11 protein-coding genes are annotated in these 14,207 nt (G+C 70.9%); 7 read left to right on the top strand and 4 right to left on the bottom strand.

Annotation, left to right across the window (positions count from 1 at the left end; genetic code table 11):
• Window positions 1–7 precede the first annotated feature (7 nt).
• A complete protein-coding gene (locus A6P39_RS29465; protein ID WP_199840959.1) occupies window positions 8–871 on the top strand; it encodes a phosphatase PAP2 family protein in 864 nt (287 codons plus the stop codon).
• A 63-nt stretch (window positions 872–934) separates the two neighbouring features.
• Here the strand turns inward: A6P39_RS29465 and A6P39_RS29460 are convergent, their stop codons facing one another.
• Window positions 935–3,946, bottom strand: a complete 3,012-nt coding sequence (locus A6P39_RS29460; protein ID WP_067052995.1) for a bifunctional [glutamine synthetase] adenylyltransferase/[glutamine synthetase]-adenylyl-L-tyrosine phosphorylase — start codon at window positions 3,944–3,946, stop codon at window positions 935–937.
• Window positions 3,947–4,848: 902 nt separating this feature from the next.
• On the opposite strand from A6P39_RS29460, the gene A6P39_RS29455 reads away from it, so the two are divergent.
• The 3 genes from A6P39_RS29455 to A6P39_RS29445 are packed head-to-tail and all read left to right on the top strand — an operon-like array spanning window position 4,849 to window position 8,037.
• Window positions 4,849–5,736 carry an alkaline phosphatase family protein gene (locus tag A6P39_RS29455; RefSeq protein ID WP_067052992.1) on the top strand — a complete coding sequence of 296 codons (888 nt, stop codon included), beginning with the start codon at window positions 4,849–4,851 and terminating at the stop codon, window positions 5,734–5,736.
• 1 nt (window position 5,737) lies between these two features.
• Complete coding sequence (locus tag A6P39_RS29450) at window positions 5,738–7,021, top strand: MFS transporter (protein WP_079133697.1); 1,284 nt, start codon at window positions 5,738–5,740, stop codon at window positions 7,019–7,021.
• Window positions 7,018–8,037 (top strand): TolB family protein, encoded by a 1,020-nt coding sequence (locus tag A6P39_RS29445; RefSeq protein ID WP_067052989.1) that lies wholly within the window; start codon window positions 7,018–7,020, stop codon window positions 8,035–8,037. Before A6P39_RS29450 ends, A6P39_RS29445 begins: the two co-directional genes overlap by 4 nt.
• Window positions 8,038–8,066: 29 nt before the next feature.
• Here A6P39_RS29445 and A6P39_RS29440 read toward each other — a convergent pair whose 3' ends face one another.
• Both A6P39_RS29440 and glnA read right to left on the bottom strand, forming a co-directional pair.
• On the bottom strand, window positions 8,067–8,837 hold the full coding sequence (locus A6P39_RS29440; protein ID WP_159396166.1) for a hypothetical protein: 771 nt from the start codon (window positions 8,835–8,837) through the stop codon (window positions 8,067–8,069).
• 229 nt (window positions 8,838–9,066) lie between these two features.
• Complete coding sequence (glnA, locus tag A6P39_RS29435; RefSeq protein WP_067052983.1) at window positions 9,067–10,428, bottom strand: type I glutamate--ammonia ligase; 1,362 nt, start codon at window positions 10,426–10,428, stop codon at window positions 9,067–9,069.
• 328 nt (window positions 10,429–10,756) lie between these two features.
• On the opposite strand from glnA, the gene A6P39_RS29430 reads away from it, so the two are divergent.
• Window positions 10,757–11,944: a globin domain-containing protein gene (locus A6P39_RS29430; protein WP_067052980.1), complete on the top strand. Its 1,188-nt coding sequence runs from the start codon at window positions 10,757–10,759 to the stop codon at window positions 11,942–11,944.
• A gap of 213 nt (window positions 11,945–12,157) precedes the next feature.
• Here A6P39_RS29430 and A6P39_RS29425 read toward each other — a convergent pair whose 3' ends face one another.
• Window positions 12,158–12,601, bottom strand: coding sequence for an RrF2 family transcriptional regulator (locus A6P39_RS29425; RefSeq protein ID WP_067052977.1), 444 nt, complete (start codon window positions 12,599–12,601; stop codon window positions 12,158–12,160).
• A gap of 150 nt (window positions 12,602–12,751) precedes the next feature.
• On the opposite strand from A6P39_RS29425, the gene A6P39_RS29420 reads away from it, so the two are divergent.
• On the top strand, window positions 12,752–13,423 hold the full coding sequence (locus A6P39_RS29420; protein WP_067052974.1) for a DUF3105 domain-containing protein: 672 nt from the start codon (window positions 12,752–12,754) through the stop codon (window positions 13,421–13,423).
• Window positions 13,420–14,055: a DUF305 domain-containing protein gene (locus tag A6P39_RS29415; RefSeq protein ID WP_067052971.1), complete on the top strand. Its 636-nt coding sequence runs from the start codon at window positions 13,420–13,422 to the stop codon at window positions 14,053–14,055. The genes A6P39_RS29420 and A6P39_RS29415 overlap by 4 nt, the downstream gene beginning before the upstream one ends.
• The last annotated feature ends 152 nt before the right edge of the window (window positions 14,056–14,207 follow it).

The following is a 14,207-nucleotide window of genomic DNA, read 5'->3' as shown; positions in this document are numbered from 1 at the left end:
GATGCCTATGAGTGACTCGACCGTGACGCAGTCGGAAGGTCGCGAGGACGTGGCCGTTCCGGGGGCGGTCACGGGCGAGGACACACCGGGTCTGCCCGGCCGGCTGCGCAGGCCCCGGCGGCCCCGGCTGTGGTTCGAGATCCTTCTGATCGCGGTGAGTTACTGGACGTACTCACTGATCCGCAACGCCGTACCGGAGCAGAAGGCCGAGGCGCTGCGCAACGCGGACTGGATCTGGCGCACCGAGCACTATCTGGGCATCGCCGCCGAACAGTCGGTCAATCACGCCGTGAACTCGGTGAATTGGCTGATCATCGGCATGAACTACTACTACGCCACACTGCACTTCATCATGACGCTGGGCGTCCTGGTGTGGCTGTACCGATGGCATCCGGGGCGGTACGCGGCGGCCCGGATGGTGCTGTTCGCGACCACCGGTGTGGCGCTGGTCGGTTACTACCTGTTTCCGCTCGCACCGCCTCGGTTGATGCGCGGCGGGCACTTCGTGGACACCGTGATGGTGCACCACACCTGGGGCTCGATGGCCTCCGGCGACCTGAAGCACATGTCGAACCAGTACGCGGCGATGCCCTCCATGCACATCGGGTGGTCCCTGTGGTGCGGGCTGACGATCTTCGCGCTGGCCTCGGTGTCCTGGGTGCGGGTGCTGGGGCTGCTCTACCCGGCGGCCACGCTCCTGGTCATCGTCTCCACCGCCAACCATTTCTGGCTGGACGCGGTGGGGGGTGTGCTGTGCCTGAGCTTCGGGTTCACGGTGGCCCGGGCGTGGTACAGGGCGCTGCCCTACCGGTTGCCCCGGGCGACGCGGCCTGCTCCGGCTTCGGCATCAGCTTCGGCTTCGGCGCCGTAGGGGGTGCTGGGGGGCGCGTTGTGGGGCGGGCCCGTCGTGGAGGGCTTGCGTTGCGTCGCCGGGTCACGTGTCGGCGTAGAACAGTTCCTCCACCGTCGTGCGCGCCCTGCGGGTCGTACGGCGGTACGCGTCCAGCATGTCTCCCGCGTGACCTGCGCCGTAGCCCAGGTAGCGGCCCACCGCGGCCAGCTCCCTCGGCTCGGTCGGGAAGGTGTCCCCGGCCCGGCCGCGTACCAGCATCACCGCGTTGCGCACCCGCGTGGCCAGCACCCAGGCCTCGTCCAGGGTCTCCGCGTCCTCGGCGGACAGCAGCCCGGCCTCGCGGGCGGCGGACAGGGCCTCCCGCGTGCGGGTGGTGCGCAGGCCGGGCAGCTCCCAGCCGTGCCGGAGCTGGAGCAGCTGGACCGTCCACTCGACGTCCGACAGGCCGCCCGGGCCCAGCTTGGTGTGCAGCTTGGGGTCGGCGCCGCGCGGGAGGCGTTCGGACTCCATGCGGGCCTTCAGGCGGCGGATCTCGCGCACCGCGTCCTCGGTCAGGCCGTGGGCCGGGTAGCGCAGTGGGTCGATCAGGTCCCTGAAGCGGCGGCCCAGGTCCTCGTCGCCCGCCACCGGCTCCGCCCGCAGCAGCGCCTGGGACTCCCAGATCAGGGACCAGCGGCGGTAGTAGGCCCCGTACGCCTTCAGGGTGCGCACCAGCGGGCCCGACTTGCCCTCCGGGCGCAGGTCGGCGTCGATGAGCAGCGGCGGGTCCGAGCTGGGCAGCTGGAGCAGCCGGCGCATCTCGGCGACCACCTTGTTCGCCGCCGCTGCCGCCTCGTGCTCGTCCACGCCGTCCTGCGGTTCGTGCACGAACAGGACGTCCGCGTCGGAGCCGTAGCCCAGTTCGTGACCGCCGAAGCGGCCCATCCCTATGATCGCGAACCGGGTGGGGAGCATGTCGCCCCAGCCGTCGCGGACCACCGCGCGCAGGGTGCCGGCGAGGGTGGCGGCGGTGAGGTCGGAGACCGCCGCGCCGACCCGGTCCACCAGGGCGCCCTGGTCGGCCTCGGCGGGGCTGGTCTCGGTGCCGTACGAGCCGACGATGTCGGCCGCCGCCGTGCGGAACAGCTCGCGGCGGCGTACGCCACGGGCCGCCGTGACACCCTGCTCGGCGTTCTCCGCGCGGCCCACGGCGGCCAGGATCTCCTGTTCCAGCGGTGCGCGCTCGCGGGACTCGAGGCCGCCGCCGCGCGTGCCGGTGCCGTCGCCGTCGCCCAGCAGAGCCACCGCTTCGGGGGCGCGCATGAGGAGATCGGGAGCGAGGCGGCCCGCGGAGAGGACCCGGGCCAGGTTCTCCGCCGCCGCGCCCTCGTCGCGCAGCAGGCGCAGGTACCAGGGGGTCTTGCCCAGCGCGTCCGAGACCTTGCGGAAGTTCAGCAGGCCCGCGTCCGGGTCCGCCGAGTCGGCGAACCAGCCGAGGAGGACGGGCAGGAGGGTGCGCTGGATGGCTGCCTTGCGGGTGACGCCGGAGGCCAGGGCCTCGAGGTGGCGCAGCGCGGCCGCGGGGTCGGCGTAGCCGAGGGCGACCAGGCGTTCGCGGGCCGCCTCGGGGCTCAGGCGGGCCTCGCCCGGGGCGAGTTGGGCCACCGCGTCGAGGAGCGGGCGGTAGAAGAGCTTCTCGTGGAGGCGTCGTACGACGCCGGTGTGGCGCTTCCATTCGCGGATCAGCTCCGCCGCGGGGTCCGTGCGCAGGCCCAGCGAGCGGCCGAGGCGGCGCTGGTCCTCCTCGGCCACCGGGACCAGGTGGGTGCGGCGCAGGCGGTAGAGCTGGATGCGGTGCTCCAACATGCGCAGGAAGCGGTACGCCTCGTCCAGGCGGGCGGCGTCCTCGCGGCCCACGTAGCCGCCGGCGGCCAGGGCCTGGAGGGCGTCCAGGGTGGTGCCGCTGCGCAGGGTCTGGTCGGTGCGGCCGTGGACCAACTGCAGGAGCTGGACCGCGAATTCGACGTCCCTGAGGCCGCCGGGGCCCAGCTTGAGTTCCCGTTCGATCTCGGATGCCGGGATGTTCTCCACCACGCGGCGGCGCATCTTCTGGACGTCCGCCACGAAGTTCTCGCGGTCGGCCGCCTTCCAGACCAGGGGTTCCAGTGCGTCGATGTACGCCTGGCCGAGGTCCGCGTCGCCCGCCACCGGGCGGGCCTTGAGCAGGGCCTGGAACTCCCAGGTCTTCGCCCAGCGTTGGTAGTAGGCGAGGTGGGAGGAGAGGGTGCGGACCAGGGGGCCGTTGCGGCCCTCGGGGCGGAGGTTGGCGTCCACCGGCCAGATGGAGCCCTCCACGGTGGTCTCCGAGCAGATCCGCATGAGGTGCGAGGCGAGGCGGGTGGCCGCGGTGAGGGCTCTGGCCTCCGTGGTGCCCTCGGCGGCTTCCGCCACGAAGATCACGTCCACGTCGGAGACGTAGTTCAGTTCGTGGCCGCCGCACTTTCCCATCGCGATCACCGCCAGGCGGCAGGCCGCGGTGTCCTCCGGAGCGTGCGCCTGGGCTATGGCCAGGGCCGTGCGGAGGGTGGCGGTGGCCAGGTCCGCCAGTTCGGCGGCGGTCTCGGCCAGGTCCGTGGTGCCGCAGACGTCGCGGGCGGCGATCGAGAGCAGGCAGCGGCGGTAGGCCACGCGGAGCGCGACGGGGTCGGCGGCCCCGGCCAGGCCGTGCTCGAACTCCGCCAGGCCCGGGTGCAGGTCCTGGGGCTCGTACGTGACCAGGGCCTGCCAGTCGGCCGGGTGGCGGGCCAGGTGGTCGGCCAGGGCGGCGGAGGCGCCCAGGACGCCCAGGAGGCGGTCGCGCAGGGGTTTGGCCGCGATGAGGGTGTCGAGCAGTTCGCGGTGGTCGGTGGGGGTGGGCTGGGCCTCCAGGAGGCGGACCAGGCCGTGCAGGGCCAGGTCGGGGTCGGCCGTGGCGCCCAGGGCTTCCAGGAGGAAGGGGTCGTTGCGGACGGGGGTCAGCTCGGGGCCGTCGAGGAGGCGCTCGGCTGCGGAGGGGTCGGTGAAGCCGTGTCGGAGCAGGCGGGTGAAGGTGCTGCTTCTGCGCCCCGGCGTCATCTCCGTGGCCTCCCCTCGGATCAAGGTCGTCCTGGCCCGAGCGTATCCGCCTGCGGCGGGCTTTGCGGCGCCGGATGCCTGCGGCGGGCTTACGGCGCCGGATGCCTGCGGCGGGCTTTACGGCGCCGGATGCCTGCGGCGGGCTTTACGGCGCCGGGTGCCTGCAGCCGGGCTATGCGGTGCCGGGTGCCTGCAGCCGGGCTATGCGGTGCTGGGTGCCTGCGGCTGCCTGCGCTGGTTACGTGGTGAGTGCCTGCGGTCGGCTTTGCGGTGCCGGGTGCCTGCGGCGCCTGTGCCGGTACGTGGTGAGCGCCTGCGGTGCCCGTGCGGGTGCGTCGTAGGTACGGGCCGGCCGGTGCGCGCCTGCGGCGCCCGTGCCAGTACGTGGTGACCGCCTGCGGCGGCCGTGCGGGTGCGTCGTGGGTAGTGGTGCGCGCCTGCGGTGCCCGTGCGGGTGCGTCGTAGGTACGGGCCGGCCGGTGCGCGCCTGCGGCGCCCGTGCCGGTACGTGGTGACCGCCTGCGGCGCCCGTGCGGGTGCGTCGTGGGTAGTGGTGCGCGCCTGCGGTGCGTGGTGAAGGCCTGCGGCGGCCCGTTGCTGTGCTTCGGGGCTTGTGTTGCGCCTGCGGGGGTGGTTTCTCGGGGCCGCGCCGGGTGGTGTCCGTCCTCGGTCCGGCGGGCTGTTTCTTCCAAGGCTTCGACGCGTTTGCGCCGGCCGCTGCGGGCGGACACCACCCGGCACGTCCCCTTCCCGCCGTACGCGGCCGCGGGACGCGCGGGCACCCGCCGTTCATCCGGTCTTCACCCGCGGGGTTCGCTTCCGTGGGGCACGGGCATATTGGCGTGTGCATGCTCTGTCCGCACCGCCAACCCCGTACTCCCCCCCCACACCCGGAGGTTGATGTGTCCGGCAGTTCCGCGTATCGCCGTGCCCGTACCGCCGTGGCGTCGGCAACCGCCTTCGCCGCGGCAGCGGTAGGGCTGTGGACCGGACTCGGCGGCGAGTCCGCGCACGCCGCGAGCGCCGTGCCCAGCCCGGACCACGTGGTCGTCGTGGTCTTCGAGAACCATGCGTACAGCCAGGTCATCGGCTCCTCCAGCGCGCCGTACATCAACTCGCTGAAGTCCGGTGGTGCCAACCTGACGCAGTCCCACGCCGAGACCCACCCGAGCCAGCCGAACTACTACGCCATGTTCTCCGGCTCGACGCAGGGGATCACCGACGACAGCTGTGTCACGCCGGGGTTCTCGTCGGCCGCGAACCTCGCGTCCGAGGTGATCGCCGCGGGCAGGACGTGGGCCAGCTACAACGAGGATCTGCCCAGCCAGGGCGACACCACGTGCAGCAGCGGCGACTACGCCCAGAAGCACAACCCGTGGTTCGGGTTCAGCAACGTGCCGGCGTCGAGCGCCATGACGTTCGACCAGTTCCCGACGGACTACTCGACGCTGCCCCAGATGTCGTACGTGGTCCCCAACCTGTGCAGCGACATGCACGACTGTTCGGTGTCCACCGGTGACACCTGGCTGAAGAACAACCTGGGCGCCTACGCCACGTGGGCCAAGACCCACAACAGCCTGCTCGTCGTCACCTTCGACGAGGACAACCGGCTGAGCGGCAACCGGATTCCGACTGTTCTGTACGGGCAGCCGGTTGCGGCCGGGTCCAGCAGCTCGACCACGTACAACCACTACGACCTGCTGCGCACCCTGGAGGACATGCAGGGTCTGACCACGCACGCGGGCAACGCGGCCTCCGCGCAGGACATCACCGGCGTCTGGGCGTCCTGACGTGTACGTAGCGGACAGCCGCGCGACGCAGTCGTCCGCTGACGGTGCCGTCCGGCCTCCGGCCGGGCGGCGCCGTGCCGCGGTCGCGCCCGCCGTCCTCGCCCTCGGGACGGTCAGTCTGGTGACGGACGTGTCGTCCGAGATGGTCACGGCCGTGCTGCCGTTGTACCTCGTGACGGGGCTCGGCCTGTCCCCGCTGGGGTTCGGGCTGCTCGACGGCATCTACAACGGGTTCTCGGCGCTCGTGCGGCTCGTGGGCGGGCATCTGGCGGACCGGGGCGGCGGGCGGCACAAGTGGGTCGCCGGGTTCGGGTACGCCGTGTCGGCCGTGTGCAAGCCGCTGCTGCTGGTCGCCCATTCGCTGACCCCGATCGGGCTGGTTCTCGCCGCCGACCGGACGGGCAAAGGACTGCGGACGGCTCCGCGCGACGCCCTCATCTCACTGTCCAGTGCGCCGGAGGCGCGCGGGCGGGCCTTCGGGGTGCACCGGGCCATGGACACGGCCGGTGCCCTGCTCGGGCCGCTGGCGGCGTTCCTGATTCTGCGGGCGACGGTCGACGGGTACGACGCCGTGTTCACGGTCAGCTTCTGCGTCGCCGTGCTGGGCGTGCTGGTGCTGGTCCTGTTCGTGCCGGGTGGGCGCGGCGAGGCGGTTTCGGCCGAGCGGCCCACCCTGCTGGCCGCCGTACGGCTGCTGGGGCGCCGTGATCTGCGCCGGATCACGGTGTGCGCTCTGCTGCTCGGTCTCGCCACGGTCAGTGACTCGTTCGTGTATCTGCTGCTCCAGCGGCGTCTGGGGGTCCCGGACCGCTGGTTCGCGCTGCTCCCGCTCGGTACGGCCGCCTCGTTCCTGCTGCTGGCGATCCCGCTCGGCCGGCTCGCGGACCGGGTGGGCCGGTGGGCCGTCTTCCTGGCCGGTCACGGGGCGTTGTTCGTCGCGTACGGGCTGCTGCTGACCTCGTGGCACGGAGGCGGTCTGCCGTACGTCGTCCTCGCCCTGCACGGTGCCTTCTACGCGGCCACGGACGGGGTGCTGATGGCGGCGGCCTCGGAGGGGGTGCCGGAGGCGCTGCGCTCCTCCGGGCTGGCTCTCGTGCAGACCGGGCAGGCGCTGGCCCGGTTCGCCTGCTCGCTGCTGTTCGGCGCGGCCTGGACCGTGTGGGGCGACCGGGCGGCGCTGGCCGGGGCGGCGGGGGCGCTGGTCGCCTGTGCGGTCTTCTCGCTCGTCGTCCGCCCGAAGAGTGCGAAGAGTGTCAACGGTACGAAAGGTTCTGTCGTCGTATGACCAGCCGTCGTCGCGTTCTGATCCTGGTCTCGGCCGTCGCCGTGCTGGCCGCGATCGGGCTGGCGTCCGTCCTGCACGCCTCGGCCCGGGCCGACCGCCGTAATCAGGTGCAGGCGGGCGGTCCGCGCGTCACGCCGGGCACCGTGACCCTGGCCGGGCACGGGCGGATGGTCTTCCGGAACATGGCGTGGGGGCCGCACCGGGACGAGCTGACGTCCGTTCCGGCGGGCGATCCGGGCGGGGACCGTACCGCGTCCGGTGTCAAGTGCCTCCGGTTCTACGCCGCTTCAGGGGTGGGGGTGTGTCTTCAGGCGGTGCACGGGCCGGTTTCGGACACGTATCGCGCGCTCGTTCTGGATGCCCGGCTGCGGATCCTGCGGCGGTACGACGTCCCGGGCATCCCGTCGAGGGCCCGGGTCTCCCCCACCGGGCACTACGCGGCCTGGACGGCGTTCGTGGGCGGTGACTCGTATGCCGGGACCAGCTTCTCCACGCGCGCGGAGATCGTGGACACGAGGAGCGGCGGCCTGATCCCGTCGTTGGAGACCTTCCGGATCGTCAAGGACGGGCATCCGTACCGGGCCTCGGACGTCAACTTCTGGGGAGTCACCTTCGCGGCGGACGACCGTACGTTCTACGCCACGCTCGCCACGGGCGGGAGCACCTATCTGGTCCGGGGCGACCTGCGGGCCCGTACGGTGACGACTCTGCACGCGAACGTCGAGTGCCCCTCGCTCTCGCCCGACGGCACCCGCATCGCCTACAAGAAGCGGGTCAACGGGCTGCCCAAGGACGCTCCTTGGCATCTCTACGTCCTCGATCTGCGGACGATGAGGGAGACACCGCTGGCCGAGCGGAGGAGCGTGGACGACCAGGTGGTGTGGCGTGACGCCCGTACGATCGTGTACGCGCTGCCCGGTGACTACGGCGCCGATCTGTATCAGGTTCCGGCCGACGGGTCGGGGGCGGCCCAGCGGATCAGTACGGCCGCGGTGTCGCCCGCGTACGTGGGCTGAGGGGCATCGGGGCAGCAGCCGTGCGGAATTCACGCCTGCGGCGCGAGCCACGCGAGGATCGCGACTATCAGCGCCGCCAGGCCGGCGAGCCCCCCGATAACGGTCCACAGCGCCTGCGCCCGCGGTGAAGGACTCCAGTTGGGAATGCCCAGCCATGCAGGGCGGTCCTGCAGGTACACAGCTGCCCCTGCCCCGCCCGGATAGGCGACGGTCGCCAGTCTCCAGTAGAAGATGAGCACGAGCCCGAGGGCGTACATGGCGCCGCTGCCACTGTGGCGCCCATTGAGAATCATCGCGGTCACAAACAGGGCAAGCCCAAGAATTTCCGCGATCGCCGGGGCCAGGGAAATGGCACCCACATGGAGCATGGTTATCCGTTCGCCGCGCAGGGCGGAGACCGCCGCAGCAAGAACACTCTCGGCCTTTTGAGCGTCCAAGCTCTCTGCTCTGATCCTCACATCCCATTCCCGCACCCGCCGGAACCACCCTCGGAAGGCTCGAGAGCGCGACGGTTCTTCAGGGTTCCCGAATTCGAGCGTAATCAGGTCAGGCTGGGGGTGTGAACCCGCCGTCGCTTCTATGAGCAGGTAGTGAAGCTCCTTCACATCAGGCGCCTGGTTCCTGAGGTCCTCAACGCTGGATCCGGTCAGCCGCACGTTCCCTTCCCTGGTCTTCCCCATTCCAGTGACGTTCACCGCCATACCGGGAAAAGCGGCACACAATGTTTGTATTGCCTTGTCTACCGTGCTGTATTTGCACGCTCTGAAGGGGATTCTCTTGTGCCTGATCTCGGTTCGCACGTGCTTCCTTCACCCATGGCCGCCGTAGATATGGATGATATTTACCATGAACCGGGACGGGGCACACGAGGATCGCGGAATTCGGCGGATCGGCGGGACCCGGGCCGAGAAGGTGGCCGAAGCCGACGGACCGGACACGGCCCCGCGCCCGCGAGACGCACCGGGGCCGACGGTCCACGACCGTCGGCCCCGAGGGATCGTCTCCGCGGAAACCCGCGCCGACCTGCGCCTACAGCACCGGCAGGTTCTTCTTCAGCTCGAACGCCGTGACCTCGCTGCGGTACTCGTGCCACTCGGCGCGCTTGTTGCGCAGGAAGAAGTCGAAGACGTGCTCGCCGAGGGTCTCGGCGACCAGGTCGCTGCGTTCCATGAGGGTCAGGGCCTCGCCCAGGTTCTGGGGCAGGGGCTCGATGCCCATCGCGCGGCGCTCGGCGTCGGACAGGGCCCAGACGTCGTCCTCGGCGCCGGGGGGAAGCTCGTAGCCCTCCTCGATGCCCTTCAGGCCGGCGGCCAGCAGCACGGCGTAGGCCAGGTACGGGTTCGCGCCGGAGTCCAGGGAGCGGACCTCCACGCGCGCGGAGCCGGTCTTGCCGGGCTTGTACATGGGCACGCGAACCAGGGCGCTGCGGTTGTTGTGGCCCCAGCAGATGTACGACGGGGCCTCGCCGCCGGCGCCCGCCGTGCGTTCGGAGCCGCCCCAGATGCGCTTGTAGGAGTTCACCCACTGGTTCGTGACCGCGGAGGTCTCCGCCGCGTGCCTGAGCAGGCCCGCGATGAAGGAGCGGCCGACCTTGGAGAGCTGGTACTCGGCGCCTGACTCGTAGAAGGCGTTGCGGTCGCCCTCGAAGAGGGACAGGTGGGTGTGCATGCCGGAGCCCGGGTGCTCGGAGAAAGGCTTCGGCATGAACGTCGCCTGCACGCCCTGCTCCAGGGCCACCTGCTTCATGACCAGGCGGAACGTCATGATGTTGTCGGCCGTGGAGAGCGCGTCGGCGTAGCGCAGGTCGATCTCCTGCTGGCCCGGCGCGCCCTCGTGGTGCGAGAACTCCACCGAGATGCCCATCGACTCCAGCATGGTGATCGCCTGGCGGCGGAAGTCCATGCCGACGTTGGTCGGGGTGTGGTCGAAGTAGCCCGAGTTGTCGGCCGGGGTGGGGCGCGTGCCGTCCATCGGGCGGTCCTTCAGCAGGAAGAACTCGATCTCCGGGTGGGTGTAGAAGGTGAAGCCCAGGTCGGAGGTGCGGGCCAGGGCGCGCTTGAGCACGTACCGGGGGTCGGCGAAGGACGGGGAGCCGTCCGGCATCAGGATGTCGCAGAACATGCGGGCGGTGCCGGGGGCCTCGGCGCGCCACGGCAGGACCTGGAAGGTGGACGGGTCCGGCTTGGCGATCATGTCGGACTCGTAGACCCGGGCGAAGCCCTCGATGGCGGAGCCGTCGAAGCCGATGCCCTCGTCGAAGGCCTGCTCCAGCTCGGCGGGGGCCACGGCGACGGACTTGAGGAAGCCCAGCACGTCCGTGAACCACAGGCGTACGAACCGGATGTCGCGCTCCTCCAAGGTCCGGAGCACGAACTCCTGCTGCTTGTCCATCTTCCGCTTCCCCATCCTTGCTGGTCAGGCCGCCTTCCCACGCGCGCGTGGGAGGCGGTCGGGCACCTGAGCATCCCACCACAACAGCATTTCAAGCGCGTTGCGGACCTTGATCGCCCGAGCGTCCTCGGCCTGAACGGCTCTCGTACGACAGGTGTACTGCCGTCTCCTGCCCATCTTGCCTGCTCGGACCGGCATCCGTCATGGCCGGATCCACGCCGGACGTGAGGCAGACCACGCCCACATAATTTGCATCTCAAATGCAAGTTTTCATAGCGTGGTGATCAGTCGAGATGTGAAGAGATCCGACGAGATCCGAGGAGATCCGATGCTGTCCGAGCAGTCCGCGAGCACCGTCCGCGCCACGCTTCCCGCCGTCGGTGCGGCCATCGGCGAGATCACCGAGCGCTTCTACGCCCGCCTCTTCGCCGCCCACCCCGAGCTGCTGCGCGACCTGTTCAACCGGGGCAACCAGGCCTCCGGCGCCCAGAAGCAGGCCCTCGCCGGTTCCATCGCCGCGTTCGCCACGCATCTCGTCCGGAACCCGGACCAGCGGCCCGACGCCATGCTCAGCCGGATCGCGCACAAGCACGCCTCCCTGGGTGTCGCCCCCGAGCACTACCCGATCGTCCACGAGCACCTCTTCGCCGCGATCGCCGAGGTCCTCGGCGACGCCGTCACGCCCGAGGTGGCCGCCGCCTGGGACGAGGTCTACTGGCTGATGGCCAACGCGCTCATCGCCATCGAGAAGCGGCTGTACGAGGAGAGCGGGAGCACCGAGCGGCGGCCGTGGGAGGTCGTGGAGCGCGTCGAGGAGACGGCGGACGTCGTCACCTTCCGGCTGCGCCCGGCCGACGGCGGCCCGGTGCGCGACTTCCGGGCCGGCCAGTACGTCTCCGTCCAGGTCGAACTGCCCGACGGCGCCCGGCAGATACGCCAGTACAGCCTGTCCGGGGCGCCCGGCGAGAACCTGCGCCAGTTCAGCGTCAAGCGCGTACCGGGCGACGACACGGCACCCGAAGGCGAGGTCTCGAACCACCTCCACGCGCGCGTGCGGGCCGGTGACGTCGTGCACCTGTCCGAGCCCTACGGCGACCTCGTCCTCGGCGACACCGAGGACCGCCCCCTGCTGCTCGCCTCCGCGGGCATCGGGGTGACTCCGATGGTCGCGATGCTCGCCGCGCTGGCCGACGACGCCCACCGCGCCCCGGTCACGGTCGTGCACGGCGACCGCTCCCCCGCCGACCACGCGCTGCGCAACGACCACGAGGCCTACGCCGCGAAGCTCCCGGACGCCTCGGTCCACCTCTTCTACGAGCGCGACGCCGAGCCCCGCACCCGCACCGGCCTGGTCGATCTCGCCGACGTCCCCGTGGCCCCCGGCACGCGCGCGTACCTGTGCGGCCCGCTGCCCTTCATGCGCGCGGTCCGCACCCAGCTGATCGACAAGGGCGTGGCCCCGGCCGACATCCACTACGAGGTGTTCGGTCCGGACCTGTGGCTGACAGCGTCCTGAAAGGGCAAGATGCCCACGCGGGGCCGCGCCCGGCACGCGACTGCCGCCGGGTGAGCGCGAGCGACGAAGCCTCATCAGCGCAGGTGAGCGGGGGCTGGTGCGTCCAGTTGGAAGGCGGAGGAGGGCGTCGACGGGGAGCGTCGGCGACCGACAACAACGCCACAGACGGGCGCGCCGGCCCCCGCGTCCGTGACAGGACCCGCCGGACAGGCCCTAAGCCGGCTCCGGCCCTCGCGAGATGCCCAGGAGCAAGGGGCCGGTCGGCTCGGCGACGATCTCGGCCACCGTGATCGGGTCCAGCGCGGCGAAGAACGCCTCCTGGGCCCGCCGCAGGGCACCCCGCAGGCGGCAGCCGGACCGCAGCGGACACGGCGTGGCCCCCTCGCACTCGACCACGTCGCCGCCCCCCTCGAAGACACGCACCACCGCGCCTACGGAGGCCGCACGGCCCTTCTCGGTGAGGCTCAGGCCCCCGCCCCGGCCGCGCCGGGCGTCCACCAGGCCCAGGTGCTGCAGCTCGGCGACGACCTTGGCCGCGTGCGTGTAGGGCACGTCCATGTCCGCCGCGACCTGACGCGTGGTGGGCGTGGCGTCGGACGGGACGGCGAGTCGCATCAGGACCCGCAGGGCCAGGTCGGTGGAGCGCAGGAGCCGCATACAGCGAGGGTAGGTAATACGCATCCGCGATTCAAATTATCCGTTGCCACTCCATTGCCGCGCCCTGTCTACGGAAGACGGCTCCTTCCCCACTACGATCAGCGGGCCCCACCCTTCCCGCAGCCGTCCCTTTCCCCAGAAGGACACCTCATGGGTTCCGCCAAGAACAGCAGCGCGGCGCGCAAGGCGCGCATAGAGGAGATGCGACGCGCCGAGCGCGCACGCGAGCGCCGCAACCGGGTGCTCACCATCGCCGCCAGCGTGGTGGTCGTCGCCGGTCTCGTGGCCGGCGGTGTGGTCCTCGTCAACTCCCGGTCGGACAAGAAGTCGGACAGCGCGAGCGACGGCAAAGGCTCGGGGGACTCCGGGCACTTCGTCAAGGGCAAGGACGGGGTGATGGCCTGGACCGGCAAGCTGTCGCGCACGCACGTGACGACCAAGGTGGCGTACCCGATGCACCCGCCGGTCGGCGGCAACCACAACCCGGTCTGGCTGGACTGCAACGGTGACGTCTACACCAAGCCGGTGCAGGACGAGAACGCCGTGCACGCGCTGGAGCACGGCGCCGTCTGGGTGACGTACACCAGCAAGGCGAACAAGGCGGACGTCGACGCGCTCGCGGCAAAGGTGAAGAAGACGCCGTACTCGCTGATGAGCCCGTACGAGAACCAGGCCGCGCCGCTGATCCTGTCGGCCTGGGGCCACCAGGTGACCGTGAAGAGCGCGGGCGATCCGGAAGTGGAGAAGTTCTTCGCGACCTACGTCCAGGGCCAGCAGACGCCCGAGCCGGGCGCCTCGTGCACCGGCGGAGTCATGAAGTGACCCGGCAGCGCGTCGGCTGGGTCGCCGGGGCCGCGGCGGCGGTGCTCGTCGCGGCCGGCGCCGTCACCTACGCGGTCGCGGAGGACTCCGGCGGCTCCACGCGGGCGACGGTGCCGGGCGCGGAGTCGGCGGACGCCGGGTTCGCGCGGGACATGGCCGTGCACCACCAGCAGGCCGTCGAGATGTCGTACATCGTGCGCGACCGGACGAGCGACCAAGAGGTGCGCCGGCTCGCCTACGACATCGCGCAGACGCAGGCCAACCAGCGCGGCATGCTGCTCGGCTGGCTGGACCTGTGGGGACTGCCGAAGGTGTCGGCGAAGCCGCCGATGTCCTGGATGGGCATGGGCGACATGCCCGAACGCGGGGACGGCTCGCTGATGCCCGGCATGGCGACCGACACGGAGCTGAGGAAGCTCCAGTCGCTGAACGGCAAGCAGGCCGAGATCCTCTACCTCCAGCTGATGACGGACCATCACAAGGGCGGTATCCACATGGCCGAGGGGTGTGTGGCCAAATGCACCGTCGACGTGGAGAAGCGGCTCGCGCAGGGCATGGTCGACGCCCAGCAGTCGGAGCTTCAGGTGATGGCGGGGATGCTCAAGGAGCGGGGCGCGAAGCCGCGTTCGTGAACAACGGGCAAGCGGTTTCGTAACACCGCCGTAAGGACGAACGTCGCAAATCGCCTCACTTAACGGTTACTTGGTCTTCTCTTGACCTTTGCGTTCCCCTGGCATGAACGGTTCATCGAAAGAGTGGCCCCCATCGTGTGATCCAGCGCCGC

This window comes from Streptomyces sp. FXJ1.172, from assembly GCF_001636945.3.
Lineage (GTDB): Bacteria > Actinomycetota > Actinomycetes > Streptomycetales > Streptomycetaceae > Streptomyces.
Note: the sequence above shows the minus strand (reverse complement) of the source record. Positions and strands in the feature narration are given on the sequence as shown.